This window comes from Streptomyces sp. NPDC021019, assembly GCF_044333295.1.
Taxonomy (GTDB): domain Bacteria; phylum Actinomycetota; class Actinomycetes; order Streptomycetales; family Streptomycetaceae; genus Streptomyces.
The window spans coordinates 232,672-257,624 of sequence record NZ_JBIRQR010000009.1; the positions used below are offsets into that span (position 1 = coordinate 232,672).

The following is a 24,953-nucleotide window of genomic DNA, read 5'->3' on the forward strand; positions in this document are numbered from 1 at the left end:
CCCGCAGGACCCGACCGCCCGCAGGACCCGACCGACCGCAGGCCCCGACCGCCCGCAGGACCCGACCGACCGCAGGACACGACCGACCCAGGACAGGACACGATCCCCATGACCACGGCCATCCGCGTGATGCTCGTCGACGACCAGGTGCTGCTGCGGACCGGTTTCCGGATGGTGCTCGCGGCCCAGCCCGACATGGAGGTCGTGGCCGAGGCCGGGGACGGGGCGGAGGCGATCGAGATCCTGCGGTCCACCGCCGTCGACGTGGTGCTGATGGACGTCCGCATGCCCCGGCTGGACGGCGTCGAGGCGACCCGCCGCATCTGTGCGCAGCAGGACCCGCCGAAGGTGCTCATCCTGACCACCTTCGACCTCGACGAGTACGCCTTCTCCGGGCTGAAGGCGGGGGCCAGCGGCTTCATGCTCAAGGACGTGCCGCCCGCCGAGCTGCTCGCCGCGATCCGTTCGGTGCACAGCGGCGACGCGGTCGTCGCCCCTTCCACCACCCGCCGGCTGCTCGACCGCTTCTCGCCGATGCTTCCCAGCGGCGACAAGGAGCCGAAGAACAAGCACGTCAGCAGGCTCACCGAGCGCGAACGGGAAGTCATGCTCCTGGTTGCCCAGGGCCTGTCGAACGGGGAGATCGCCGCCCGGCTCGTGCTCTCGGAGGCCACGGTCAAGACGCACGTCGGCCGGATCCTCACCAAGCTGAACCTCCGCGACCGGGTCCAGGTCGTCGTCCTCGCCTACGAGACCGGCCTGGTCCGGGCAGGCGGCGGCGCGGGCTGAGAGCCTGACGGGCTCAGCGCAGGACTCCCTCCAGGAAGTCGCTGCCGAGCCGGGCGACGACCGTCAGGTCCAGCTGGTGCAGGACGTAGCGGCCGCGGCGGCGCGTCGAGACCAGGCCGGCCTTCTTGAGCATGGAGAGATGGCGGGAGACCTCGGGGGAGGTGATGCCGTTGGAGTCGGCCAGCTCGCCGGTGGTGTACGGGGAGCGGGCCAGGTTGCGGCAGAGCCGCATCCGCATCGGGTGGGCCAGCGCCTCCAGGCGCAGCTGGAGCAGTTCCACGGAGGCGGGCGCGGGCAGGTCGGGCAGGTGGACCGGGTAGTGGATCACCGGCCGCCAGCCCGGGGCGTGCAGCACCATCAGGTGCGGCCAGCCGAAGCTGGTCGGGATGAGCGTCAGGCCCCGGCCGACGCCCGGGTCGACGGCGGTGGTCCGGCCCTCGGACAGCTTGTCGACGTTGATCCGGCCCGCGCCCTCGTCCAGCGTCACGGCGGCCGACACCGCCCCGACCGCGTCGGCCAGCCCCTTGCGCCGCAGCAGCTCCGTCTTGTGCCGGGCGTCGGCGACCAGCTGGACGGAGACCCTGCGCCAGGTGTCGGCGAAGAACGCCTGGTCGCAGTCCTCGAAGAGCCGCCGGACCCAGCCGCGTACGGAGGCGGGGTCGGCCAGCAGCCGCCGGGTGAAGTCCATCTGCCGCGGGCCGCGCGCCGCAGCCAGGTCCAGAGCGCGGCCCCGCATCCCGGTGTCGTTCAGCGGTGACGGCGACCCGGCCCCGTAATGGCTGGCGCAGGTGAACTCCAGGGCCGCGGCGACGAACCGTTCGTCGTCCAGCTTGTCCAGCAGGTCCAGGTCCTCGGCGAGCGTCGCTCCGGTCCTGCCGTCGCCGCCCCGGATCCCGGAGAACGGCATGAAGATGTCGGAGTAGGTGTTCCGCCAGAGGAACTCCGCCTCCAGCAGCCGGTCCGCGAGGTCGGGCTCCAGGGCCGTCGCGGTCGCGGTGGCCCAGCCGTGCAGCCCCGGGTGGTGCCCGGGCTCGGAGAGCGCGTGCAGGGCGAGGCCCAGTTCGGCCAGGGGAGAGGTCGCGAAAACGACGCGGTCGGCGGGCAGGCCCGCGATGTCTATGTGCACGCTCACCTCTCCATAGTGGGGGTACGCGGGCGGGCCGTCGTGCCATTTGACGGGGGGTGTCAATCCATGCGCGGTGCCGCCGTGCCCCGCACAGGCTGGGCCGCGTGAACGCCACCCAGCAGCACCTGCTCGACCTCCACCGCACGGCCCGCCTGTCGCAGCCCGCACCCCCGCCCCCGGGCCGCCACGACCGCTCGGTCCTGCGCGACCTGTACCGAAGCCTCCGCCGACCCGGCACAGCCGGCGGACCCGGCACAGCCGGCGGACCGGATACCCCCAGCGGGCCTGGTACAGCCGGCGGGCCGGGTACCCTCAGCGGGCCCGGCACACCCAGCCCGTCGTGCGTGTGAGGACGGAACCCCGAGGGCGGAACCGCGAGGGCGGAACCCCGAGGGCGGGGCCCGGCCACTCGACAGGACCCCGAGGCCGGTGCGGCCACCCGACGAAGCCCTTACCGCGCCAGATACCCCACGAACCCCGCCACCGCGTCCCGCACATCCTCGGCCGACCACTCAAGGCCCGCCCCCGCCACCGTCATCTCCGTGCACGAGACCCCGGGCGGCAGGGGCAGGCCCGCCCCGCCCGCCCCGGCGGACCAGCGCCGGAACAGCGTCACGCCCGTCTCCTCGGCCTGCCGCACCGACGCCTCGTCCAGGACGTCGGCCCCGTACGGCAGCCAGACCTGGAACTGATGCGTGTGGGGCGGCTCCGGACGCACCCGGAACCACGGCACCCCCGACGCCGCGAACCCCTCCGCCACCGCTCCGGCCACCACCTTGGCGTGCGCCACGTAGTCCGGCAGCCGGGGCAGCTCCCGCTCCAGGCCCAGCAGCGCGGACAGCGCCGCCGGGTACTGCTGGAAGAGCAGGCCCCCATACCGGTGGCGCCACACCCGGGCCTCCTCCACCAGCGTGGAGGAGCCCGCCAGCACCGCGCCCGACAGCCCGTCAAGGGACTTGTAGAACGACACGTACACGCTGTCGGCGAGGGCGGCGATCTCCGACAGCTCCCGTCCGAAGTGCGGGCCGCACTCCCACAGCCGCGCCCCGTCGAAGTGGACCACCGCGTCCCGCTCCCGGGCCGCCTCCACCACCGCCGTCAGCTCATCCCAGGACGGCAGCACGAACCCGGCGTCCCGCAGCGGCAGTTCCAGCATCAGCGTCCCGAACGGTTCGGGGAACTCCCGGACCTCCTCGGCGCTCGGCAGCCTCGGCTCGGACGTCGGATGCACCGTGCGCAGCCCGCTCACCGCGCCCAGCGCCCCGCCCTCGTGCAGCTCCGGGTGGGACAGGGGGTGCAGCGCCACCGTCGCGTCGCCCGTACGCCCCGCCCAGCACCGCAGCGCGATCTGCTGGGCCATCGTCCCGGTCGGGAAGAACGCCGCAGCCTCCATGCCCAGCAGCGCGGCCACCCGCCGCTCCAGCTCGGCGACGACCCCGCCCCCGTACACATCGCTCCAGTCCTCGAGATCGTGTACGGAGGCGGCGTCGGAGGCCAGCGCCGCCAGCCGCTCGCCCAGCGTGCCGTCCGCCCCCACCCGGGCCAGCGTCCGCCGCGACGCCCGCCACGCGGTCAGCCGTCGCCGTCGCCGCTCCTGCTCATCCATGGTCACCATGGGACGATCATCGCCCGGTCCGCCATCCGCGCGCCTGCCGATTCGCGCCCGGCGTCCCGGCCGGTCCGGAGCCCCGCCGGGGGCGGGGCGGGGACGGGAAGGGGACCGGCAGAGGGCGGGCAGCGGTCGGGGCGGGGTCGAGCGGAAAAGTTATCCACAGGCTGTGGGTGGCCGGAGGGGTTCGCCGAAACGCTGGCGTAGCATGCAGAGAAATCGTCCGGTACCCCCCGCGGACTGGAACGGAAGGCCATCGCCGCGTGAACACACCAGTTTCGAAGGAACCCCTCGACGCGAGGGACCGCCCCGCCCGACTCACGGTCGGCGTCGTCGGTGCGGGCCGGGTCGGACCCGCTCTCGCCGCCTCACTCCGGCTCGCCGGGCACCGCCCGGTCGCCGTGTCCGGCGTCTCCGACGTCTCCCGGCGCCGCGCCGCCGAGCTGCTCCCCGACGTGCCCCTGGTGGAGCCCGCCGAGGTGCTGGCCCGCGCCGAGCTGGTGCTGCTGACCGTCCCCGACGACGTGCTGCCCACGCTGGTCGAGGGCCTCGCCGGGACCGGCGCCGTACGGCCGGGCCAGCTGCTCGTCCACACCTCCGGGCGGTACGGGGCGAGGGTGCTGGACCCCGCGCTGCGGGCCGGGGCCCTGCCGCTCGCGCTGCACCCCGCGATGACGTTCACCGGCACCGCCGTCGACGTGCAGCGGCTCGCGGGCTGCTCCTTCGGCGTCACCGCCCCCGAGGAGCTGCGGCTCGCCGCCGAGGCCCTGGTCATCGAGATGGGCGGCGAGCCGGAGTGGATCGCCGAGGAGTCCCGCCCGCTCTACCACGCGGCCCTCGCCCTCGGCGCGAACCACCTGGTCACGCTGGTCGCCCAGTCGATGGAGCTGCTGGCCAGGGCCGGGGTCGCCGCCCCCGACCGGATGCTCGGCCCGCTGCTCGGCGCGGCCCTGGACAACGCCCTGCGCTCCGGCGACGCCGCGCTGACCGGCCCGGTCGCCCGGGGTGACGCGGGCACGGTCGCCGCCCACATCGGCGAGCTGCGCGAGCACGCCCCGCAGGCGGTGGCCGGATATCTCGCGATGGCCCGCGCCACGGCCGACCGGGCGCTCGCCCACGGCCTGCTCAAGGCCGAGCTGGCCGAGGACCTCCTCGACGTCCTGGCCGACCAGGAACGCCGCCCCGGCGGCCCCGGACCGGGGGAGACCCGATGACGCCGATCACCGGCCGGAAGGTCACCGGCCGTACGGTCACAGGTCGTACGGTCACCGGCAGGACGGTCACCGGCAGGACGGTCACCGGCCGTACGGGACCGGCCCTCGCGCCGATCACCGGCCGCACCGGAGCCGGGGAGACCCGATGACGCACACGGTCCGGCCCGCCCTCCTGCGCACCGCCGCCGAGCTGGACGCGCTGTCCCGCCCCGCCGGGGCCGAGCGGGCCGTCGTCATGACGATGGGCGCGCTCCACGACGGCCACGCCTCCCTGATCCGCGCGGCACGCGAAGCCGCGGGTGCGGACGGCCAGGTCGTGGTCACCGTCTTCGTGAACCCGCTCCAGTTCGGCGAGGCCGCCGACCTGGACCGCTATCCGCGCACTCTGGACGCCGACCTGGAGACCGCCGCGGCGGCGGGGGCCGACGCGGTCTTCGCCCCCGGTGTGGACGAGGTCTATCCGGGCGGGGAGCCCCAGGTCCGGATCACCGCCGGCCCCATGGGCGAGCGCCTCGAAGGCGCGGCCCGCCCCGGACACTTCGACGGCATGCTCACCGTCGTCGCCAAGCTCCTCCACCTCACCCGTCCCGACGAGGCGTTCTACGGGCAGAAGGACGCCCAGCAGCTCGCCCTGATCCGCCGCATGGTCCGCGACCTGAACTTCGGCGTCCGGATCACCGGCGTGCCCACCGTCCGGGACCCGGACGGCCTCGCGCTCTCCAGCCGCAACCGCTTCCTGACCGCCGCGGAGCGGCACACCGCCCTCGCCCTGTCCCGCGCCCTGTTCGCGGCCCGCGACCGGCTCGCCGCCCAGCAGGCGCTGCACGAGCGGGCCCGGGCCACCGCACCCGGCGGCGACCGGGCCGCCGGGCTCAACAGGCTCGGCGAGGCCCGCGCCGCCGCCGACGCCCAGGCCGTGGCGCTGGCCCGGCCCAACGGGGCGCCCGCCGCCGTCCGGGCCGCCGCGCGGACGGTCCTGGAGCAGGCCGCCGCCCGGGACAGGGCGCCGCTCGCCCTCGACTACCTGGCCCTGGTGGACCCGGCGGACTTCACCGAGATCCCGGACGACCGTGAGAGCGGGGAGGCGATCCTCGCCGTCGCGGCCCGGGTCGGGGACACCCGCCTCATCGACAACATCCCCCTCACCTTCGGAGCCCTGACGTGACCGGAATACGGCTGACCGCCCCCGCCCCCGGCTGGGCCATCGACGCGGACGTCGTGGTGGTCGGCTCCGGTGTCGCCGGGCTCACCACCGCGCTGCGCTGCGCCGCCGCCGGCCTGGACACCGTCGTCGTCACCAAGGCCCGCCTCGACGACGGTTCGACCCGCTGGGCCCAGGGCGGCATCGCCGCCGCGCTCGGCGAGGGCGACACCCCCGAGCAGCACCTCGACGACACCCTGGTCGCGGGCGCGGGCCTCTGCGACGAGGAGGCCGTGCGCACCCTGGTCACCGAGGGCCCCGACGCCGTACGCCGGCTGATCAACACCGGCGCGCACTTCGACACCACCGACAGCGGCGACATCGCGCTGACCCGCGAGGGCGGCCACCACCGCCGCCGCATCGCCCACGCGGGCGGCGACGCGACCGGCGCGGAGATCTCCCGCGCCCTGGTCGGCGCGGTCCGCGAGGCCGCCCTGCACACCATCGAGAACGCCTTGGTCCTGGACCTGCTCACGGACGCCGAAGGCCGCACGGCGGGCGTCTCGCTGCACGTCATGGGCGAGGGGCAGCACGACGGCGTCGGCGCGGTCCGAGCCCCCTCGGTCGTCCTGGCCACCGGCGGCATGGGTCAGGTCTTCTCCGCCACCACCAATCCCCCCGTCTCCACCGGTGACGGGGTGGCGCTCGCGCTGCGGGCCGGGGCGGAGGTCTCCGACCTGGAGTTCGTCCAGTTCCACCCGACCGTCCTGTTCCTCGGCACGGACTCCGAGGGCCAGCAGCCGCTGGTCTCCGAAGCCGTACGCGGCGAGGGCGCGCATCTCGTCGACGGCGACGGCGTCCGCTTCATGCTCGGACAGCACGAGCTGGCCGAGCTGGCCCCCCGCGACATCGTCGCCAAGGCCATCACCCGCCGCATGCTCGACCACGGTGCCGAGCACATGTATCTCGACGCCCGGCACTTCGGGGCGCGGATGTGGGAGCAGCGCTTCCCCACCATCCTGGCCGCCTGCCGGTCCCACGGCATCGACCCGGTGACCGAACCGATCCCGGTCGCCCCGGCCGCGCACTACGCCTCCGGCGGCGTCCGCACCGACCTGCGGGGCCGCACCACCGTCCCCGGCCTGTACGCCTGCGGCGAGGTCGCCTGCACCGGGGTGCACGGGGCCAACCGCCTCGCGTCCAACTCCCTCCTGGAGGGCCTGGTCTTCGCCGAGCGCATCGCCGCCGACATCGCCGGGGCCCGCCCGCCCCGCACCGAGCCGGCCGGGAGCCCGGACGCCGGTGACCCCGTGCCGCTGCTGGCCCCCGAGGCCCGTGCGGCGATCCAGCGCGCCATGACCCGGGGCGCCGGGGTCCTGCGCTCCGCCGACAGCCTGGCCGCCGCCGCCGAGGAGCTGGAGACCCTGCACCGCGATGCCGCCGCCGACGCCGAGGGGCCGAGAGACGCCAAGGCGGTCGTCCCCGGGGTCGACGCCTGGGAGGTCACCAACCTGCTCCTGGTCTCCCGGGTCCTGGTCGCCGCCGCCCGGGACCGCGAGGAGACCCGCGGCTGTCACTGGCGCGAGGACCGGCCCGACCGCGACGACGCCCACGGCCGCCGCCACCTGGTCGTCCGTATCGCGCCGGACCACACCCCGGTCGTGCACCGCACGGAGACCGCCGCGTTCCCGCCCGTACGCCCGTCGGATTGAGCAGACTGCTGGAAGCAGCCGCACCGCCGGAGACCACAGGGCGGCGCCGGCGGCACATGAGAACCACCCGCCCCGACCGCACCACCCGCCACGCCCCCGAGGAGCCGTCACCGTGAGCACGCCCGAAGAGAATCCGCGCCCCACACCCGTGGACGTACCGCTGATCAGCGTCGGCGCGCCCGCATCCTCCGTACCGGCGGAAGGCGGCTGCGGCGACGGCTGCGGCTGCGGCGGTGACGACGGATTCGACCCCGAAGCCCTGGAGTGCGGTCTGGACCCCGCGCTCGCCCTGCTGCTGGCCCGGGCGGGGCTCGACCCCGTCCAGGTCGAGGACGTCGCCCATGTGGCGATCGAGGAGGACCTCGACGGCGGGGTGGACGTCACGACCGTGGCGACCGTCCCGGAGGACGCCGTGATCACCGGTGACTTCACCGCCCGCGAGGCAGGCGTCGTCGCCGGGCTCCGGGTCGCCGAGGCGGTCCTGTCGATCGTCTGCACCGAGGAGTTCGAGGTCGAGCGGCACGTCGAGGACGGCGACCGGATCGCCCCCGGCGAGAAGCTGCTGACCGTCACCACCCGCACCCGCGACCTGCTGACCGGCGAGCGCAGCGCGCTGAACCTGCTCTGCCGCCTCTCGGGCATCGCGACCGCCACCCGCGCCTGGGCGGACGTGCTGGAGGGCAGCAAGGCCAAGGTCCGCGACACCCGCAAGACGACGGCGGGCCTGCGCGCGCTGGAGAAGTACGCGGTGCGCTGCGGCGGTGGCGTCAACCACCGCATGTCGCTCTCCGACGCGGCCCTGGTCAAGGACAACCACGTGATCGCCGCGGGCGGCGTCGCCGAGGCCTTCAAACGGGTCCGCGCCGAGTTCCCCGAGCTGCCCATCGAGGTCGAGGTCGACACGATGGACCAGGTCCGTGAGGTGCTGGACGCGGGCGTCGACCTGATCCTGCTGGACAACTTCACCCCGGCCGAGACCGCCGAGGCCGTCGCCCTGGTCGCCGGCCGGGCGATCCTGGAGTCCTCCGGCCGCCTGACCCTCGACTCGGCCCGCGCCTACGCCGACGCGGGCGTCGACTACCTCGCGGTCGGGGCGCTCACCCACTCCTCGCCGATCCTCGACATCGGCCTGGACTTCCGCGACGCCGACGCCGACGCCACCGACGGGGCCGACGCCTGATGCTGCTCACCATCGACGTCGGCAACACGCACACGGTCCTCGGTCTCTTCGACGGCGAGGAGATCGTCGAGCACTGGCGGATCTCCACGGACGCCCGCCGCACCGCCGACGAGCTGGCCGTCCTGCTCCAGGGCCTGATGGGCATGCACCCGCTGCTCGGCATGGAGCTGGGCGACGGCATCGAGGGCATCGCGATCTGCGCCACCGTCCCCTCGGTCCTGCACGAACTGCGCGAGGTCACCCGCCGCTACTACGGCGACGTCCCCGCCGTCCTGGTGGAGCCCGGCGTCAAGACGGGCGTGCCGATCCTGATGGACAACCCCAAGGAGGTCGGCGCGGACCGCATCATCAACGCGGTCGCCGCCGTCGAGCTGTACGGGGGCCCGGCGATCGTCGTCGACTTCGGCACCGCCACCACCTTCGACGCGGTCTCCCCGCGCGGCGAGTACACCGGCGGGGTGATCGCCCCCGGCATCGAGATCTCGGTCGAGGCCCTCGGCGTCAAGGGCGCCCAGCTCCGCAAGATCGAGCTGGCCCGGCCGCGCAGCGTGATCGGCAAGAACACCGTCGAGGCCATGCAGTCCGGCATCGTCTACGGCTTCGCGGGCCAGGTCGACGGGGTGGTGGCCCGGATGAAGAAGGAGCTGGCCGCCGACCCGGACGACGTCACCGTCATCGCGACGGGCGGCCTTGCTCCGATGGTGTTGGGGGAGTCCTCGGTCATCGACGAGCACGAGCCGTGGCTGACGCTCATCGGGCTGCGCCTGGTGTACGAGCGGAACGTCTCCCGGTCGTAGGGGGCGCCCTGCCGGAACCGGGCGGTACCTGCGGCAACAGCCGGGGGCGGGGGCCGGGACCCCGCGGGCGTACGCCGCGCCATCGGCGGCCAGTTAAACGGATTTTGTCCATTTAGCACGTATTGTCGCGTTATGCCCACGCCCTACGGTTCACGAGGCGGCATGGCGTTCAGCGCGGACGAGCTGCGGGTGCTCCGACGTGCCCTTGCCATCGCCCTCCACCCCACGCCCCTGTCCGACGAGGACGTCCAGGACTGCCTGCGGCTCGCCGGCTCCGTGGACGAGGCGGCCGGCGAGGCGGGTCGGCTGCGAGCGTTCCTCCTCGCCGACCTCGCCCGCTACCGCAACGCCCTCCCCGGCTCCGCCACCGGCTACCTGGAGCTGCTCCAGGACGCCCTGGCGGCCGGCTACGACCCCCGTCCGGACGATCTGGCCGCCCTGCGGGCGCTGCGCGGCGGGCGGCTCGCGGCGGCCCTCCTGGAGCGCTGTCAGGTGCTCGCCGAGCGCTCCGTACGGGCCCGGCTCGCCGGCCGCTCCGCCGCGCTCACGGCCCCCGGACCCCGCAGCCGGCTGCTCGCCCTGCCCGGCGGCCGCGCCGCCGACCGGGAAACGGACCGCCCCAGGACCCCGGCCGCCCCGGACCGCCCGCAGAAGCCCGGCGACCGCCCGATGCCCAAGCCCTCCGAGGTCTTCCCGCCGCGCCGCCGCCCCGCGCCGCCGCCGTCCGAGGAGCGGGCGGCCGGCTGACCTCTGTGCGGTGTCCGACGCGGCGGCCCCCCACCGGGAGGTCGCCGCGTCGGACCGTTCCGGCCTCGCTACTCTGGACGGCATGGACTACGTATCCGCGCTCGTGCCCCCCGTGGTGATGGCCGTCTTCTTCATCGCCCTGATCGTGATCATCGTCAAGAGTCAGGGCGGTCCGAACAAGACCAAGGAGGACGCCGTGGTGGACGCGGCGCTCGCCCGCGCGGAATCCGTAAAGCAGACCGCTCGTCCGGAGAACGCCTGATCGCGCGCGCGGCCCGTCCGCCCCGTAATCCTCCCGACGCGCACCCCGGAGCGCACGACTCATCGGAGCCGTGCGCTCTTTCGCTGTGTAAATACCAGAACATTCAGGACATCTGGCACTAAAGTGATCCTGTGCCCCGCCCATTGGGAGACCTCGAAGACGCCGTGATGACACGCGTCTGGCAATGGAACCGACCGGTCACCGTGCGGGAAGTCCTCGAGGACCTTCAGCGGGAGCGGTCCATCGCCTACACGACCGTGATGACGGTAATGGACAATCTCCATCAGAAGGGCTGGGTCCGCAGGGAAGTCGACGGCCGGGCCTATCGATATACGGCCGTCTCCACCAGGGCCGCCTACTCGGCCGCACTGATGAACGAAGCCTGGTCACGCAGTGACAACCCCGCCGCCGCTCTCGTCGCGTTCTTCGGCATGATGTCCGCCGAACAGCGCGAAGCGCTGCAGGACGCTGTTCGCATGGTTTCCCCCAACCCCGCCGAAACCTCCGGCAACCCCGCGGAACCGACCGCCGGTGCCGACGGAGATGACGCCCCGGCCGATGACGTGCCGCCGGAGAGCGGGAGATAGCGTCGGTGCATGTCCTCAGAGCAGCCGCAAAGCGATCCGGATACCGAACTTCATACCGACCCGTCGGTAAATAAGCCCGCCATCACCGTCCGGCGGGCCAGGACGAGTGATGTCGCGTCCGTACGACGACTCCTCGACGGGTACGTGTCCGGAGGCATCCTGCTCGACAAAGCGACCGTCACCCTTTACGAGGACATCCAGGAGTTCTGGGTCGCGGAACGCGACGAGGACGCGACGGTCATCGGCTGCGGCGCACTTCATGTCATGTGGGAAGACCTGGCGGAAGTGCGGACCCTTGCCGTCGACCCCCGCATCAAGGGCGCCGGAGTCGGGCACCACGTACTGGACAAGCTCTTGCAGACCGCCCGATGGCTCGGTGTCCGCAGGGTTTTCTGTCTCACCTTCGAAGTGGACTTCTTCGCGAAGCACGGCTTCGTCGAGATCGGGGAGACGCCTGTGGACACCGATGTCTACAGTGAGCTGCTGCGTTCGTACGACGAGGGTGTCGCGGAGTTCCTCGGTCTCGAACGAGTGAAGCCGAACACCTTGGGCAACAGCCGGATGCTTCTGCACCTGTGATCCGCAGAAGGACCTGCAACCCTATGTCCGAATCGCGCACGTTTCCCGTCTTCTCGGGCTGCTGAACCCCTGCAGGGGGTTTGTGTTTTCGAGGGAAAAGCGGTTTCCTTTCCGCGTACTCCATTTTCGATGAAAGGAAATCCCGTGGCACAGAAGGTTCAGGTCCTTCTTGTCGATGACCTCGACGGCGTCGAGGCCGATGAGACCGTCACGTTCGCCCTTGACGGCAAGACGTACGAGATCGACCTCACCACGGCCAACGCGGACAAGCTTCGCGGCCTTCTCGAGCCCTACACCAAGGGTGGACGTCGCACCGGTGGCCGTGCCGCCACGGGCCGCGGCAAGGGCCGCGCCGTGGCCGGCGGTAACAAGGACACCGCGGAAATCCGCCGGTGGGCGCGGGAGAACGGCCACAATGTGAATGACCGCGGCCGCGTTCCCGCCGAGATCCGCGAGGCTTACGAGAAGGCCAACGGCTGATCCGTTCCACCCCTTGTCGGCGCCCCGGAACGGGCGCGTGACAGCCGGACCCGATGGCATTCGGTTGCCGCGGCGTCCACCAGGCGTACGAGATCGGGGGCATCCCCACCGCTGCTCCCGAAGCCCGTGAAGGCCGGCAGCATCCTCTCGGGCGCACGCCTCGGCTCTGGGGGCCGCAGCCACACAGCGGCCCCCGGCGAGTCCCCCGGGGCGCCCGGGAGAGGCGGGGCCGTGACGCGTCCCCCCGCGCCCACGGCGGTCAGGTCCAGCGCGACCGGGCCCCACTCCAGCCAGTCGAGCAGCCCCGGCAGCTCATCCGCGCCGCCCGCGGCGACCAGCAGCCCCATCCGCGTACCGGACAGCAGCACGGGACCGGTGCGCACCCCGCGCAGCAGCACGGCGTGGCCGGCCTCGGCGGGCAGCTCCAGCACATCGAAGAGCGCCCCGGTGAGCAGCCGCAGCGGAGTCCGTCCCGCGGTGGCCCAGCCCAGCTCCTTCGCGTACCGCTGAGCGAGTGCGGCATCGGCCGAACCCGGAGCGGCATCGGGTGACGATCGGGGCTGCGGGACGGTGGGAGACATGTCCGATGAACAGTCGAACCGCCACCGGAGTTACGCAGGGTCCCTGAAGTGTCACGTTCAGTCCTGGCCGCGGGGGCGCGCGAGAGCGTTCAGCAGCGCAAGGATGTTCGCCCGTAGCGGAGGGAACCGGGGCGCGCCGCATGGACTGTCAGTGATTGCGGGTAAGACTTTCCTAGTGGGAAGGGGCGACACGCTGGCCGAGGCGTCTCGCGTTCGCCATCGGCGTACTGGCGAAAGGGGTATCTGCCTGGCCTGCGGGAACATCGTCTCGCACCATCGGGTTGGAGCAGTTGTCAGCTGTTCGGCAGTAAGAATCCCCGCTCGGCGCGGGGTGATCCGGACGGATGTCGGCAGTTGGAATGAGCTGTCCCGTCCTGCGGGACTAGCATGCGGAAGGACTGGGAGGGGACCGACCCCTCACTGACCGACCGCTCTGAGGAGCGATTAACGATGTTCGAGAGGTTCACCGACCGCGCGCGGCGGGTTGTCGTCCTGGCTCAGGAAGAAGCCCGGATGCTCAACCACAACTACATCGGCACCGAGCACATCCTCCTGGGCCTGATCCATGAGGGTGAGGGTGTCGCCGCTAAGGCCCTGGAGAGCCTCGGGATTTCGCTCGAGGCGGTCCGCCAGCAGGTGGAGGAGATCATCGGGCAGGGGCAGCAGGCTCCTTCCGGGCACATCCCCTTCACTCCGCGAGCCAAGAAGGTCCTGGAGCTGTCGCTCCGCGAGGCTCTTCAGCTGGGCCACAACTACATCGGCACCGAGCACATCCTGCTCGGCCTGATCCGCGAGGGCGAGGGCGTCGCCGCCCAGGTCCTCGTGAAGCTGGGCGCCGACCTGAACCGGGTCCGGCAGCAGGTCATCCAGCTGCTTTCCGGGTATTCGGGCGGCAAGGAGGCGGCCACCGCAGGCGGTCCCGCCGAGGGCACGCCCTCCACGTCCCTGGTGCTCGACCAGTTCGGCCGGAATCTCACCCAGGCCGCTCGTGAGTCCAAGCTCGACCCGGTCATCGGGCGCGAGAAGGAGATCGAGCGGGTCATGCAGGTGCTGTCCCGCCGGACCAAGAACAACCCGGTCCTCATCGGCGAGCCCGGCGTCGGCAAGACGGCGGTCGTCGAGGGCCTGGCCCAGGCGATCGTCAAGGGCGAGGTGCCCGAGACCCTCAAGGACAAGCACCTCTACACGCTGGACCTCGGCGCCCTGGTCGCCGGCTCCCGGTACCGGGGTGACTTCGAGGAGCGCCTGAAGAAGGTCCTCAAGGAGATCCGCACCCGCGGCGACATCATCCTGTTCATCGACGAGCTCCACACGCTCGTCGGTGCGGGTGCCGCGGAAGGCGCCATCGACGCGGCTTCGATCCTGAAGCCCATGCTGGCGCGCGGTGAGCTCCAGACCATCGGCGCCACCACGCTCGACGAGTACCGCAAGCACCTGGAGAAGGACGCCGCTCTCGAGCGCCGCTTCCAGCCCATCCAGGTCGCGGAGCCGTCGCTGCCGCACACCATCGAGATCCTCAAGGGTCTGCGCGACCGTTACGAGGCCCACCACCGGGTCTCCATCACGGACGAGGCGCTGGTCCAGGCCGCGACCCTGGCCGACCGGTACATCTCGGACCGCTTCCTGCCGGACAAGGCGATCGACCTGATCGACGAGGCCGGTTCCCGGATGCGCATCCGCCGGATGACCGCGCCGCCGGACCTCCGCGAGTTCGACGAGAAGATCGCGGGCGTCCGCCGCGACAAGGAGTCGGCCATCGACTCCCAGGACTTCGAGAAGGCGGCTTCCCTCCGCGACAAGGAGAAGCAGCTGCTGGCGGCGAAGGCCAAGCGGGAGAAGGAGTGGAAGGCCGGCGACATGGACGTCGTCGCCGAGGTCGACGGCGAGCTCATCGCCGAGGTCCTGGCCACGGCCACCGGAATCCCGGTCTTCAAGCTGACGGAGGAGGAGTCCTCCCGTCTGCTGCGCATGGAGGACGAGCTCCACAAGCGCGTCATCGGGCAGAAGGACGCCATCAAGGCCCTTTCGCAGGCGATCCGCCGTACGCGAGCCGGTCTGAAGGACCCGAAGCGCCCCGGCGGCTCGTTCATCTTCGCCGGCCCGTCCGGTGTCGGTAAGACCGAGCTCTCCAAGACGCTCGCCGAATTCCTCTTCGGCGACGAGGACGCGCTGATCTCCCTCGACATGTCGGAGTTCAGCGAGAAGCACACGGTTTCCCGTCTCTTCGGTTCGCCCCCCGGCTACGTGGGCTACGAGGAGGGCGGGCAGCTCACCGAGAAGGTGCGCCGCAAGCCGTTCTCCGTCGTCCTCTTCGACGAGGTCGAGAAGGCCCACCCGGATATCTTCAATTCCCTGCTCCAGATTCTGGAGGACGGTCGCCTGACCGACTCCCAGGGTCGGGTCGTGGACTTCAAGAACACGGTCATCATCATGACGACCAACCTCGGGACCCGGGACATCTCGAAGGGCTTCAACCTGGGATTCGCCGCCCAGGGCGACGTCAAGACGAACTACGAGCGGATGAAGACCAAGGTCAACGAGGAGCTCAAGCAGCACTTCCGGCCGGAATTCCTCAACCGTGTCGACGACACGGTCGTCTTCCACCAGCTGACCGAGGAAGACATCATCCAGATCGTCGACCTCATGCTCGCCAAGGTCGACGAGCGCCTCCGGGACCGCGACATGGGCATCGAGCTCAGTGGCGAGGCCAAGATGCTGCTCGCGAAGAAGGGCTACGACCCCGTGATGGGCGCCCGGCCGCTGCGCCGGACGATCCAGCGGCAGATCGAGGACATCCTCTCCGAGAAGATCCTCTTCGGCGAGCTGCGTCCCGGTCACATCGTGGTCGTGGGCACCGAGGGCGAGGGTGACGAGAAGACGTTCACCTTCCGCGGCGAGGAGAAGTCGGCTCTGCCCGACGTCCCGCCGATCGAGCAGGCGGCAGGCGGCGCCGGCCCGAACCTCACGAAGGACGCGTGACGCGCGTGTAGGGCGTGAGCCCGAGCGTGTGAAGGGGCTGCCCCGGAACCGGTATGCGTACCGGTCCGGGGCAGCCCCTTCGCGTCAGACATGGATGCTGAGCCGGTCTCCCAGTGCGTCGCCGCCCATCAGGTGCGTGCCAACGCGTCCGTGGACGGTTACCCGTAGACCGGTCCAGGAGAGCAGGGGCGTGAGGTCCAGTTCCGCCGTGCCCGCCGGAACGTTCAGCGTCAGCGTGGTGAGTCCGGGAAAGAGCCGGTGCAAAAGGTGCGCCTGCTCGGCGTCGCGGAACGCATCGACCTCCAGGGCCTTGACCGAGGGGACCGGTTCGAGAGCGGCCGACGCCGGGAAGGGGAACGGCTGGAGCTCGAACAGGGTGATGCGGGGGTTCGCGCGGAGCTCGGTCAGCACGTCGCCGAGCGACGCGACCTCCGAGACGCGCAGCGCGGTGAGCGACTTCCACGCCCCGAGCCCCCGCACGGACAGGGGCTGGTCACTGCGGATCCAGAGCTGCGTCAGTCCCGGGAGGACTGGCAGCTCGTCCCACTCGGCCGGGTCGAATCCGACGACACTCAGGTAGGTGAGGCCCGGCATGCCCTCCACGGGGGCGAGGAGACCGGCCGATCGCTGTCCCAGGTCCACCCCGAGCTCGGTGAGGGAGGGCAGCGCGCCGAGCGGCGTCAGATCCTCGATCGCGGGACATTGGCTGAGACTGAGATGGCGGAGCGTCTCCGCCTGGGAGCCCAGCAGGGAGACGTCCGCGAACAGGGTGTTTCCGTGGAGGCGCAGATGCCTCAGACGGGTCTCGGCCAGGGCAGTGCGCAGTTCGTCATCGGTCAGGTCACCGAACAGGACGAGTCGTTCCAAAGACGGCAGGTGGCGCAGGGCGTCGAGCCGGCCCCGGTCGACGAGGACGATGCGCTTCGAGAGGTCGTGAGGGGCGAGCACCTCACGGGCGTAGGCCTCCGGTGGAAAGTTGCTCCACAGAACGGCCAAGTCGCTGAACAGCGCGGGGTGCGCGGTAAGCCATGCGCGGACGTGCCGGATGGCCTCGGCGCCGCCGATTCTGCGGAGCAGGCGGGATACGTGGTGGGCGCCCGGGCTGTCCACCGGCATGCTCTCCGGGTCCGGCAGGTGGTCCAGCGCCGCCGCCCCGAGCCGGGACAGGACGGCCACCTGGTCCGCGTCGGCGGGCGGGAACAGCGACGCCGTACTGTGGCGGACCCGGTCCCGTACCGAGCCGTCCAGCCAGGTCGCGTGCTGCTCGCACAGCGCCGCGAGGACATGGAGGGCGCTCCGCTCGGCCGAGCCCTCCGGGTGCTTCAGCCCCGCGTCCAGCAAGCCGTCCACCAGCACCGCGAGTTCGTGCCTGCCGCAGTGCCCCGCCGCCAGCAGGATCACGTCCTGCCAGGACTCCTCGTCCGCGTGCCGCAGCAGCTCGTTGAGGTGGTCGTCCTCGACGAGTTCCTTCGCGGCCAGGTAGTCCTGGAAGGTGCGGTGGATGAACTGGTAGGTGGCGTCGGCGCGTTCCTGGAGCAGACCGCTGCGGTTGAGGAGATGGGTGAGGATCTTCTCGGGCGGGCCCTCGGCCCTGGCCCGGCCCATCCCCGCCAGCGCACGGCCGAGTTGGCGCAGCGCCTGGCCCCGGGTGAACTCCGACTGGCCCTCCCGGACCAGCCACACCGCGATGCGCTGGAGCAGTTGGGTGTGCTCCTCCACCTCCAGTTCGACGCCCTCGGGCCCCCCGATCCGGCGGCGGCGGTCGCGGTGGCCCAGCAGCATCTCCAGTGCCGAGCGGTACAGCTTCCAGCGGGTCTCCGGGAGGAAGCCGTCGCGGCGGCGGTGCAGGGCGCAGATCACCGCGCAGAGCAGTGGCGTACGGGCGAGGTCACGGAGCGTGGCGTTCTGGTCGAACTGGCGGGACAGGTCGCCTTCGAGTTCGTTCAGCCGGTCGTGGTCGTCCGGTTCGGACAGCAGGGCCGCCCGGTGCCAGGAGGCCACGAACGCCTGGATGTCCTCGTTGCTCATCGGTAGCAGCCGTAGCTCCGCGAAGCCTTCCGAGCGCAGCCAGTCCGGCTCGACGGCGAGGGGCCGTACGGTCGCGACGCACCGGGTGTCCGAGTAGCGGGTCAGCAGCTGCGTGAGCCAGGCGTGCGTCTGCTCGCGCTCTTCCGGCGGTACCTCGTCCAGCCCGTCCACCAGGAGCAGCGCCCGTCCCGACTCCAGGACCCGGCCCGCCCAGCCCTCCGGCGCCCCGTCGACCACCAGTCCCGCCGCACCCGACAGCTCGGCCGGGCTCGGGAGCGTCGCCCCACGGGCCCGGAGCGTGCGCAGGGGCACCACGAAGGGGACCAGGCCGTTGAGCGGGGCCAGGTCGTCCTCAAGGGTGCGGGCCGAGGCGTGGGCGGCAAGCCACCACAGCAGCGTCGTCTTGCCCGCGCCCGCCTCGCCGCGCAGCAGGACCCGGGGCCGGTCGGCGAGGAGGGCGTGGACGCGTCGGGGGAGGGGCGGGGCGTGGGCCGCCGGGGCCCCGGGGGCGGTCCGGTCCCGTGTCTGCGCCTCCAGGCTGAGGTAGGCGGTGTCCAGGTCCCACTCGGCGTCGTGCCGGCTCAACTCGTCCAGGCCGAAGATCTTCGTGCGGCGGTAGGCGACGCCGAGAGCCTGCGCGTACTCCGCCTCGTACCGCAGGTCGCGCGGGAAGCTGCCGTGGACGCGTTCCTCGCGCAGGTCGACCCCGGTCCGCCGGTAGACGAGGCGGAACGGGGTCGCCGCCAGGACCGGGCCGAGGGGGACGCACTCGACCCGGCGGCCGTCGCGCTGCCGCGGGACCTGGCGGGCCACGCCCAGCAGCACGTCCCCCATGAAGACCGGGCCGCCGGAGAGCCCGGACAGGGGAGTCGGCTCGTCGTCCGGGCCGGCTGCGGGCGGACCGTCGAGGTCGCAGACCAGCAGGTCGCGCACCCGGCCCGCCAGGGGCAGGACGGTCGCCGTGTACTGGTCGGCCTCCAGGCGCTGGTCGCGGCCGTAGCGCTGGACGCGGGGGAAGCCGGTGATCTCGCACTCGGGTATCGCCTGGCGGGTGTCGACCACGCCGAGCCGTACGGGCGGGACCGGCCGCACCGGTTCGACGGCCTCCAGCAGGGCCACGTCCAGCCGGTAGTCGATCCAGGCGACCGTGGCCCGTACCCGGCCGGAGACGGCCGGGTGGGCGATCAGGACGGACCCGGACTTGACCACGTGGGCGCAGGTGAGGACCAGCCGGTCGGTGAGCAGGACGCCGCTGCCCTGCTGGATCGCGGTGACGACCACCGTACGGTCGGCGGGGTGGACGACGGGAGGGCTCATGTACGGGAGGTCCCGTCACCGAACCCCGCCGTGGACCCGTCGTCCTCGGTCCCGATCTCCCAGGCCTGTCCCGTCGCGGCGTCGCGCGGGGTCAGGGTGAAGGCCACCTTGTGCGTGCGGCCCGTGGTGCGCGCGGCGTCCACGCCCGCCTCGACCACCCACGCCTTCACCTTGCCGCCCGCCCTGGCCTCCCGGCGCAGCTCGAGGGTGAACTCCATCTGGATGTCGCCGACCGCGAACGAGACCGGGTGGTCCGTGGCCCGGGTCGCCGCGTCGATGAGCTGGTTGCGGATGGACGCGACGGCATCGGCGAGCTCGATGCCGTCCAGCGCGTGGGTGTCCGGTACGTGGGTGTCCGGTACGTGGGTGTTCTCGGCTGTCATGGGGTCCCCCCGGGGTGCGGTGCCGCTTTCCCGTCAGCGTAGTGAAGTAGCAGGCCGAAGGTCCCGAATCGGAAGGACCTACGTCCCACCGGCGGTGACAAGGCGCACAGGCCGAAACAGGCCTACTACCCCGGCTAGGAGAGAGGGCCGTGATCGGCCGCAGGACCTTCGGCCCGGCGCCGACGGGCCCTTCCGAGGTTCCGGGCGCTACAGCCTTTTCGCGGTGCCATGTCCGGAAATGGCCCATCGGAGCAGGCGTTAAACGTGTTCCGCGGGAAGGATTCCGAGGTGCGCGCCGACCCCTCGTAAGGGGACAAGCGCGACGAATTCCCCCGGCCCTCTCTACGGCTTTTCATCGTAGATGGGGTGTTTGAGCACCGGCGGGGGTGCGGGTTACCAAGGTGGAGCAAGCCCGGACAGCACGCCGGGTCCACTCACCTTCGGAGGACTTCCTCGTATGAAGCGCGCAACGAACCAGCACACCATCCGCCCGTCCGCCCTCCGCGTCCGTGGCGCCTTCCTGGCCGCCGGCCTGGGAGCGTCCGTGGTGCTGGGTGCCGGAACGGCGTTCGCGTCCGGCGGCACCGACGCCGCCGCAGCTCCCCTGGCCGCGGGCACGACCGCCAACTCCGTCGCCGCCCAGGCGACCGCGCAGGGCAAGGCCGCCGAGGCGGCCGCGAAGAAGGCCTCCGACGCGAAGAAGAAGGCCGAGGACAAGAAGAAGGCCGCGAAGAAGAACGCCGCCTCCTGGAAGACCCCGGTCAAGAAGTACACGCTGAGCGCCAGCTACGGCACCGGCGGCGCCCGCTGGGCCGCCAAGCACTCCGGCCAGGACTTCGCCGTGCCGGTCGGCACCACGGTCACGGCCGTCCACAAGGGCACCGTCGTGAAGGCCGGCCCGAACGGCGCCGGCGACGGCCCCGCCTACGGCAACGCCGTCGTGATCAAGCACTCCAACGGCAAGTACTCGCAGTACGCGCACCTGTCGACGGTCAACGTGAAGATCGGCCAGACCGTGAAGACGGGCCAGAAGATCGCCCTGTCCGGCAACACCGGGAACTCCAGCGGCCCGCACCTGCACTTCGAGATCCGCACCAGCCCGAACTACGGCTCGGCGCTGAACCCGGCCGCGTTCCTCCGCTCGGTGCACGTCTCCATCTGATCCGGCCGGCGTAACCGCGCGCTACCGCCGACGCCCGGAACTCCGAGCACCCGGCGGACGCGCAGCACAACCGAAAAGAGTCAGTGGACCCGTTACACCCCGGTACCCGGGGCGTGCGCCCGGGTCACCCGTCCGACGGCGACGTCGAGGACAGCCTCACGGCTCACTCCTCGGGGTCGCCTTCGGCGTTCCACCCCACCTGTCCACCGCGCGTTCGGCTCAGGCACACCTCGTCCACCGTGGGTACGGCTCAGTCCGGCCTCCACCGTGGGTACGGCTCAGGCACACCTCTCCCCACCGTGGGTACGGCTCAGTCCGACGCAGGCCGCTGGTCCGCCATCCGGAGCACCGGGAAGCTCCCGGTGACCGTCGGCGCGTGCTCCGGCAGCCACAGCACCGCGATCGCCCCGCCCGTGCCCTCCGCCGCACCCGAGGGCGCCGCGTTGCGAAAGGTCAGCCGGGCCCCCAGCACCCTCGCCTGGCCCGCCGCGATCGTCAGGCCGAGACCGTGCCCGTGACCGGCCCGGTCCATGCTTCCGGTACGGAACCGGCTCGGCCCGTCCCGCAGCAGCTCCTCCGGGAATCCCGGACCGTGGTCGCGGACCCGCACCACCCGGCCCTCGACCGTGACCTCCACCGGGGTCGAGCCGTGCTTGGCGGCGTTCCCCAGCAGATTGCCGAGGATGCGCTCCAGCCGGCGTGGATCGGTGGACACCCACGACTCGTGCACCACCCGCACGGTCACCTCGGGGTTCAGCAGGCCTATCCGGCGGCTGACGAACTCGCCGAGCGGCAGCTCCTGGAGCTCCGCCCGCTCCGAGGCGCTGTCCAGACGGGCCACCTCCAGCACGTCCTCGACCAGCGTCCGCATCGCCTGCGCCCGGTCCCGTACCAGCTCGGTGGGGCGGCCCGGCGGCAGCAGCTCGGCCGCCGTGAGCAGCCCGGTCACCGGGGTACGCAGCTCATGGGCGATGTCCGCGGTGACCCGGCGCTCCGCCTCGATCCGCTCGTTCAGCGCGTCGGTCAGCGCGTCGACCGCCCGTGCCAGCTCGTCGGTCTCGTCACGGACGACCCCGCCGACGGCCTCCCTCACCCGTACGTCCGTCTGCCCCTCGGCGACCCGGCCCGCCGCGGCCGCCGCCTTGCGCAGACGGCGCGAGAGCTGGCCGCCGATGAGGACCCCGAGCGCACAGCCGCCGAAGACCACCGAGACCGAGCCGATGATCAGGGCCCGGTCCAGGTCGTCCATGATCGTGGCGGAGCGGTCCGCGAACCGGGAGTGCAGCGAGAGCACGTCCCCGCCCGCCAGCGGAACCGCCGCCCAGACCTCGGGGACCCCGTCGGATCCCTGCGTCACATGGGTGGCCCGGCGGTTCTTGCGGACCTCGTCGCGCAGGCTCGGCGGGATCCTCGGGTCGTTGAGCTTCGCCCCGAACTTCGGCCCGCCCTTCTGCATGCTCGTCGCCTCGTAGAACCGCTGGGCGCCCAGCAGCCGCTCCAGCTGCACCTCGCGGGCGTTCTCGATCATCGAGACGCGGGCCGCGTTGTGCACCACGAGGCTCAGCGCCACCGCGACGAGCGCGCCCACCGCCGCGATGGCGATGCTGATCTTCCAGCGGACTCCGGTCCGCAGGGCCAGTCGCTTCATCCGCGCAGCTTGTAGCCGAAGCCGCGGACCGTATCGATCCGGTCCTGGCCGATCTTGGTGCGCAGCCGCTGGACATGGACGTCCACGACCCGGGTGTCACCGCCCCAGCCGTAGTCCCAGACCCGCTCCAGGAGCTTGTCGCGGGACAGGACGGTGCCCGGCGCGGACGAGAACTCCAGCAGCAGCCGCATCTCGGTGGGTGTCAGCGCCACCTGCTCACCGGCGCGCCGCACCTCCATGCCGTCCGTGTCGACCTCCAGATCGCCGAAGACCAGCACTCCACCGAACGTCTCGGCGTCCCCCTCCGCACCGCCCTGGCCCAGCCCGTCCGGGCCGGCCGCGTGGCCGAAGCGGCGCAGCACCGCCCGGATGCGGGCCACCAGGACCGCCCCGTCGAAGGGCTTGGTGACGTAGTCGTCCGCCCCGGCCTCCAGCCCCAGCACCACGTCGATCGAGTCGGCCCGCGCGGAGAGCATGATCACCGGGACGGTCGACTCGTCCCGGATGCGGCGGCACAGGCTGACCCCGTCAAGACCCGGCACCATCACGTCGAGCAGGGCGATGTCCGGCCGGTCGGCGCGGAACGCCTCCAGGCCGGAGAGCCCGTCGGGCATCGCGGTGACCGTGAAGCCGACCCGCTCCAGGGCCAGCTGGGTGGCCTCGCGGATCACGTCGTCGTCCTCGACGAAGAGGACGTGGGTCTCGGCCATGGGGCTGCTTCTCGCTTTCCGTTCCCGCCCGGTTCCACCGGCACGGCTTCGTGCCTGCCGGTCTCAGTTCCTGCCCCGCTCCACCGGCGCCTCCGACGGAACCGGTTCGACCGGGTCCACCGGTTCCGACTGCACCGGCAGCTCGCCGTCCGTGCCCTCGACGGGACGGCTGAAGTCGTTGTGCACCCGGTCGTGCTCGGTGAAGCGGTCGCTCGCCCAACGGTAGGTGACCACCTCCGAGCCGGACGGGTACGCCAACGGATCCTTCGACCCGTAGACCTGGGTCGTCACCACCAGGTCGCCACGGTCGATCGTCCCGTAGACGGCGGGAACCTCGACCGCGAAGACGTTCTTGTACGAGCCGTCGCCGTCCGCGCGGTACACATACGTTCCGACGCCCACCGAGTCGGCGCAGCTCATCACGTTGACCACCACGTCGGCGGCCCGGCCGCCCGTCATCGACCCGTAGGAGGTGTCGACCGGATAGGCCTTGCCCGCGCAGGGCTTGAGCCCGTCCCTGACCTGCTCGCCCACCTTGGGGTCGCCCTTGAGCAGCCGCACGGCGTCGACCCGCCTGACGGGCGGGGTCGTGCCGGAAGGGCTGGACTGGGGGGTGATCTGGGCGACCGGCTGACTGCCGGCGGGGCCCTCGTCCCGGGTGCCGGTGCCGCCCGTGGAGCAGCCGACGCCGAACAGCCCGAAGGCGACGAGTCCGGCCAAGGCCGTGCCACTCGCCGCCACACCGCTCCGGAACCCCCGGGTCCGGCCCGCTCTCCCCGGATCGTCGCCGTCGTCCGACCCCCCGGAACCGTTCATGGGCGAACCGCTCAGGGAGCATCTGGTCGAGGAGGAACCGCTCAGGGAGGAGTTGCTCGAGGAGGAACCACTCGACGCAGAGCCACTCCCGGAAACGCTGCCCGGGGAACCGTCCCCGAAGCCGCCCCCGCCGCCGCTGCTGCCACTCAGGCCGCGCACCGCTCCATCCCCCGCTCGTCGTGACGCCCGTTGCGCTGCGCCGGTGTGTGTGCCCTCGCCCCCGGCGCCGTCGTGACGGGCGACCGCTGGGCGGGGACACGGGCGGAGGCGACCGGTGCCGCGCTCCGGTGGCCCCCGGTCTCCCGGGCGACCGCCTCGCGGCTGACCAGATCGCGGCTCTCCAGCTCCTGGCGCAGTCGTGCCAGGGCCCGGTGCAGCGTGCTCTTGACCGTACCGGCCGACATGCCGAGCGCCGCGGCCGTCTCCTCCGTGCTCATCTGCTCCCAGTGTCGCAGCACGACGACGCTGCGCTGCTTGGGAGCCAGAATGCCCAGAATGTCCATCAGGAGGGCGCGGTCGGCGCGCTGCTCGCTGCCGTCGTCGACACTCGCGTCGGGCAGCTGCTCGGTCGGGACCTCCTCGAGCTTGCGCGCCCGCCACCACTCCGTACGGGTGTTGATCATGACGCGGCGCAGATAGGCGTCGGCCAGCGACTTGTCGGCGATGCCGTCCCAGCGGCCGTAGGTGCGCACCAGGGCGGTCTGCAGCAGGTCCTGGGCATCCACGGGGTCGGGAACCAGACGGCGCGCGCTGCGCAGCAGCGCCTCCTGCCGTGTGCGTACGTAGTCCTCGAATGCGAGTACCTCGCCCTGCGCCATGACAACCGCCTCCGTCCCCGAACATCCCCGTGTTCCGCCCGGGCCGCGGGTGTTCCGCGGCCCGGCCGTCCTGCTGTCGGAGACGCTACGGAGGCGTTGTCACGGCGACGTGCGGAGCAGCCGTAGGCCGGTGCACGGCTGCCCATCGGTTGTGTAACAGCGCAGGAGAGGACGTTCCCCGCGGACCGGGGCCATGGGCCGGGGCGCGCGGTCCACGGACCACGGGCCACGCAGTGCGGACCACGGACTGCGGATCACGGACTACGACCGGATCCCAGCCCGCCCGCG

At 72.1% G+C, this 24,953-nt stretch carries 23 protein-coding genes; 14 read left to right on the top strand and 9 right to left on the bottom strand.

Annotation, left to right across the window (positions count from 1 at the left end; all coding sequences use genetic code 11):
- Positions 1-108 precede the first annotated feature (108 nt).
- Positions 109-789 carry a response regulator gene (locus ACH4RG_RS33830; protein WP_397925168.1) on the top strand — a complete coding sequence of 227 codons (681 nt, stop codon included), beginning with the start codon at positions 109-111 and terminating at the stop codon, positions 787-789.
- 13 nt (positions 790-802) lie between these two features.
- On the opposite strand, the gene ACH4RG_RS33835 is transcribed toward ACH4RG_RS33830, so the two are convergent.
- Together ACH4RG_RS33835 and ACH4RG_RS33840 are read right to left on the bottom strand one after the other, a co-directional pair.
- Complete coding sequence (locus ACH4RG_RS33835; protein WP_397925244.1) at positions 803-1,915, bottom strand: DUF5937 family protein; 1,113 nt, start codon at positions 1,913-1,915, stop codon at positions 803-805.
- A gap of 451 nt (positions 1,916-2,366) precedes the next feature.
- Complete coding sequence (locus ACH4RG_RS33840) at positions 2,367-3,530, bottom strand: threonine aldolase family protein (RefSeq protein WP_398540710.1); 1,164 nt, start codon at positions 3,528-3,530, stop codon at positions 2,367-2,369.
- 257 nt (positions 3,531-3,787) lie between these two features.
- Between ACH4RG_RS33840 and ACH4RG_RS33845 the strand changes: the two genes are divergently transcribed.
- From ACH4RG_RS33845 to ACH4RG_RS33895, 11 genes are all read left to right on the top strand, one after another.
- Positions 3,788-4,738, top strand: a complete 951-nt coding sequence (locus ACH4RG_RS33845; RefSeq protein ID WP_397925172.1) for a Rossmann-like and DUF2520 domain-containing protein — start codon at positions 3,788-3,790, stop codon at positions 4,736-4,738.
- Complete coding sequence (locus ACH4RG_RS33850) at positions 4,735-4,887, top strand: hypothetical protein (RefSeq protein ID WP_398540711.1); 153 nt, start codon at positions 4,735-4,737, stop codon at positions 4,885-4,887. Before ACH4RG_RS33845 ends, ACH4RG_RS33850 begins: the two co-directional genes overlap by 4 nt.
- Positions 4,884-5,903, top strand: coding sequence for a pantoate--beta-alanine ligase (panC, locus tag ACH4RG_RS33855; RefSeq protein WP_397925176.1), 1,020 nt, complete (start codon positions 4,884-4,886; stop codon positions 5,901-5,903). Before ACH4RG_RS33850 ends, panC begins: the two co-directional genes overlap by 4 nt.
- Complete coding sequence (locus tag ACH4RG_RS33860) at positions 5,900-7,591, top strand: L-aspartate oxidase (RefSeq protein WP_397931322.1); 1,692 nt, start codon at positions 5,900-5,902, stop codon at positions 7,589-7,591. Before panC ends, ACH4RG_RS33860 begins: the two co-directional genes overlap by 4 nt.
- 112 nt (positions 7,592-7,703) lie before the next feature.
- Entirely contained in the window at positions 7,704-8,771 is a 1,068-nt protein-coding gene (gene nadC / locus ACH4RG_RS33865) for a carboxylating nicotinate-nucleotide diphosphorylase (protein ID WP_397925180.1), read from the top strand.
- Positions 8,771-9,568: a type III pantothenate kinase gene (locus ACH4RG_RS33870; protein WP_097915092.1), complete on the top strand. Its 798-nt coding sequence runs from the start codon at positions 8,771-8,773 to the stop codon at positions 9,566-9,568. The genes nadC and ACH4RG_RS33870 overlap by 1 nt, the downstream gene beginning before the upstream one ends.
- Positions 9,569-9,730: 162 nt before the next feature.
- The gene (locus ACH4RG_RS33875) at positions 9,731-10,315 is read left to right on the top strand and encodes a hypothetical protein (RefSeq protein WP_397925246.1); all 585 of its coding nucleotides are present in this window, start codon (positions 9,731-9,733) and stop codon (positions 10,313-10,315) included.
- 82 nt (positions 10,316-10,397) lie between these two features.
- Positions 10,398-10,577 carry a hypothetical protein gene (locus ACH4RG_RS33880; protein WP_097967278.1) on the top strand — a complete coding sequence of 60 codons (180 nt, stop codon included), beginning with the start codon at positions 10,398-10,400 and terminating at the stop codon, positions 10,575-10,577.
- 131 nt (positions 10,578-10,708) lie between these two features.
- Positions 10,709-11,164 (top strand): BlaI/MecI/CopY family transcriptional regulator, encoded by a 456-nt coding sequence (locus tag ACH4RG_RS33885; protein WP_397925182.1) that lies wholly within the window; start codon positions 10,709-10,711, stop codon positions 11,162-11,164.
- Positions 11,165-11,173: 9 nt separating this feature from the next.
- The gene (locus ACH4RG_RS33890) at positions 11,174-11,743 is read left to right on the top strand and encodes an amino-acid N-acetyltransferase (RefSeq protein WP_397925184.1); all 570 of its coding nucleotides are present in this window, start codon (positions 11,174-11,176) and stop codon (positions 11,741-11,743) included.
- 144 nt (positions 11,744-11,887) lie between these two features.
- Positions 11,888-12,223 (top strand): Lsr2 family protein, encoded by a 336-nt coding sequence (locus ACH4RG_RS33895; protein WP_003968298.1) that lies wholly within the window; start codon positions 11,888-11,890, stop codon positions 12,221-12,223.
- Here ACH4RG_RS33895 and ACH4RG_RS33900 read toward each other — a convergent pair.
- On the bottom strand, positions 12,202-12,804 hold the full coding sequence (locus ACH4RG_RS33900) for an SCO3374 family protein (protein ID WP_397925186.1): 603 nt from the start codon (positions 12,802-12,804) through the stop codon (positions 12,202-12,204). The genes ACH4RG_RS33895 and ACH4RG_RS33900 overlap by 22 nt on opposite strands.
- Before the next feature lie 450 nt (positions 12,805-13,254).
- Between ACH4RG_RS33900 and ACH4RG_RS33905 the strand changes: the two genes are divergently transcribed.
- Positions 13,255-15,783, top strand: a complete 2,529-nt coding sequence (locus ACH4RG_RS33905) for an ATP-dependent Clp protease ATP-binding subunit (RefSeq protein ID WP_018959703.1) — start codon at positions 13,255-13,257, stop codon at positions 15,781-15,783.
- An 84-nt stretch (positions 15,784-15,867) separates the two neighbouring features.
- Here the strand turns inward: ACH4RG_RS33905 and ACH4RG_RS33910 are convergent, their stop codons facing one another.
- The gene (locus tag ACH4RG_RS33910; RefSeq protein ID WP_398540712.1) at positions 15,868-19,128 is read right to left on the bottom strand and encodes an NACHT domain-containing protein; all 3,261 of its coding nucleotides are present in this window, start codon (positions 19,126-19,128) and stop codon (positions 15,868-15,870) included.
- Positions 19,125-19,511: a trypco2 family protein gene (locus tag ACH4RG_RS33915; RefSeq protein ID WP_397925190.1), complete on the bottom strand. Its 387-nt coding sequence runs from the start codon at positions 19,509-19,511 to the stop codon at positions 19,125-19,127. The genes ACH4RG_RS33910 and ACH4RG_RS33915 overlap by 4 nt, the downstream gene beginning before the upstream one ends.
- Before the next feature lie 457 nt (positions 19,512-19,968).
- On the opposite strand from ACH4RG_RS33915, the gene ACH4RG_RS33920 reads away from it, so the two are divergent.
- Entirely contained in the window at positions 19,969-20,673 is a 705-nt protein-coding gene (locus ACH4RG_RS33920) for a M23 family metallopeptidase (RefSeq protein WP_397925192.1), read from the top strand.
- 310 nt (positions 20,674-20,983) lie between these two features.
- Here the strand turns inward: ACH4RG_RS33920 and cseC are convergent, their stop codons facing one another.
- From cseC to ACH4RG_RS33940, 4 genes are all read right to left on the bottom strand, one after another.
- Complete coding sequence (gene cseC / locus ACH4RG_RS33925) at positions 20,984-22,321, bottom strand: two-component system sensor histidine kinase CseC (RefSeq protein WP_397925194.1); 1,338 nt, start codon at positions 22,319-22,321, stop codon at positions 20,984-20,986.
- The gene (cseB, locus tag ACH4RG_RS33930) at positions 22,318-23,031 is read right to left on the bottom strand and encodes a two-component system response regulator CseB (RefSeq protein ID WP_397925196.1); all 714 of its coding nucleotides are present in this window, start codon (positions 23,029-23,031) and stop codon (positions 22,318-22,320) included. The genes cseC and cseB overlap by 4 nt, the downstream gene beginning before the upstream one ends.
- Positions 23,032-23,094: 63 nt before the next feature.
- Positions 23,095-23,772 carry a hypothetical protein gene (locus ACH4RG_RS33935; protein ID WP_397925248.1) on the bottom strand — a complete coding sequence of 226 codons (678 nt, stop codon included), beginning with the start codon at positions 23,770-23,772 and terminating at the stop codon, positions 23,095-23,097.
- Between the two features lie 221 nt (positions 23,773-23,993).
- Complete coding sequence (locus ACH4RG_RS33940; RefSeq protein ID WP_397925198.1) at positions 23,994-24,665, bottom strand: SigE family RNA polymerase sigma factor; 672 nt, start codon at positions 24,663-24,665, stop codon at positions 23,994-23,996.
- Between the last annotated feature and the right edge of the window lie 288 nt (positions 24,666-24,953).

Excerpts from the sequence above, each read along its gene's own strand:
- ACH4RG_RS33915 (WP_397925190.1), bottom strand. The coding sequence starts at position 19,511 with ATGACAGCCGAGAACACCCACGTACCGGACACCCACGTACCGGACACC.
- cseB (WP_397925196.1), bottom strand. The coding sequence starts at position 23,031 with ATGGCCGAGACCCACGTCCTCTTCGTCGAGGACGACGACGTGATCCGC.
- ACH4RG_RS33905 (WP_018959703.1), top strand. The coding sequence starts at position 13,255 with ATGTTCGAGAGGTTCACCGACCGCGCGCGGCGGGTTGTCGTCCTGGCT.
- ACH4RG_RS33840 (WP_398540710.1), bottom strand. The coding sequence starts at position 3,530 with ATGGTGACCATGGATGAGCAGGAGCGGCGACGGCGACGGCTGACCGCG.
- ACH4RG_RS33880 (WP_097967278.1), top strand. The coding sequence starts at position 10,398 with ATGGACTACGTATCCGCGCTCGTGCCCCCCGTGGTGATGGCCGTCTTC.
- ACH4RG_RS33870 (WP_097915092.1), top strand. The coding sequence starts at position 8,771 with ATGCTGCTCACCATCGACGTCGGCAACACGCACACGGTCCTCGGTCTC.
- cseC (WP_397925194.1), bottom strand. The coding sequence starts at position 22,321 with ATGAAGCGACTGGCCCTGCGGACCGGAGTCCGCTGGAAGATCAGCATC.
- ACH4RG_RS33900 (WP_397925186.1), bottom strand. The coding sequence starts at position 12,804 with ATGTCTCCCACCGTCCCGCAGCCCCGATCGTCACCCGATGCCGCTCCG.
- ACH4RG_RS33830 (WP_397925168.1), top strand. The coding sequence starts at position 109 with ATGACCACGGCCATCCGCGTGATGCTCGTCGACGACCAGGTGCTGCTG.
- ACH4RG_RS33910 (WP_398540712.1), bottom strand. The coding sequence starts at position 19,128 with ATGAGCCCTCCCGTCGTCCACCCCGCCGACCGTACGGTGGTCGTCACC.
- ACH4RG_RS33940 (WP_397925198.1), bottom strand. The coding sequence starts at position 24,665 with ATGGCGCAGGGCGAGGTACTCGCATTCGAGGACTACGTACGCACACGG.
- ACH4RG_RS33875 (WP_397925246.1), top strand. The coding sequence starts at position 9,731 with ATGGCGTTCAGCGCGGACGAGCTGCGGGTGCTCCGACGTGCCCTTGCC.
- ACH4RG_RS33890 (WP_397925184.1), top strand. The coding sequence starts at position 11,174 with ATGTCCTCAGAGCAGCCGCAAAGCGATCCGGATACCGAACTTCATACC.
- panC (WP_397925176.1), top strand. The coding sequence starts at position 4,884 with ATGACGCACACGGTCCGGCCCGCCCTCCTGCGCACCGCCGCCGAGCTG.
- ACH4RG_RS33920 (WP_397925192.1), top strand. The coding sequence starts at position 19,969 with ATGAAGCGCGCAACGAACCAGCACACCATCCGCCCGTCCGCCCTCCGC.
- ACH4RG_RS33850 (WP_398540711.1), top strand. The coding sequence starts at position 4,735 with ATGACGCCGATCACCGGCCGGAAGGTCACCGGCCGTACGGTCACAGGT.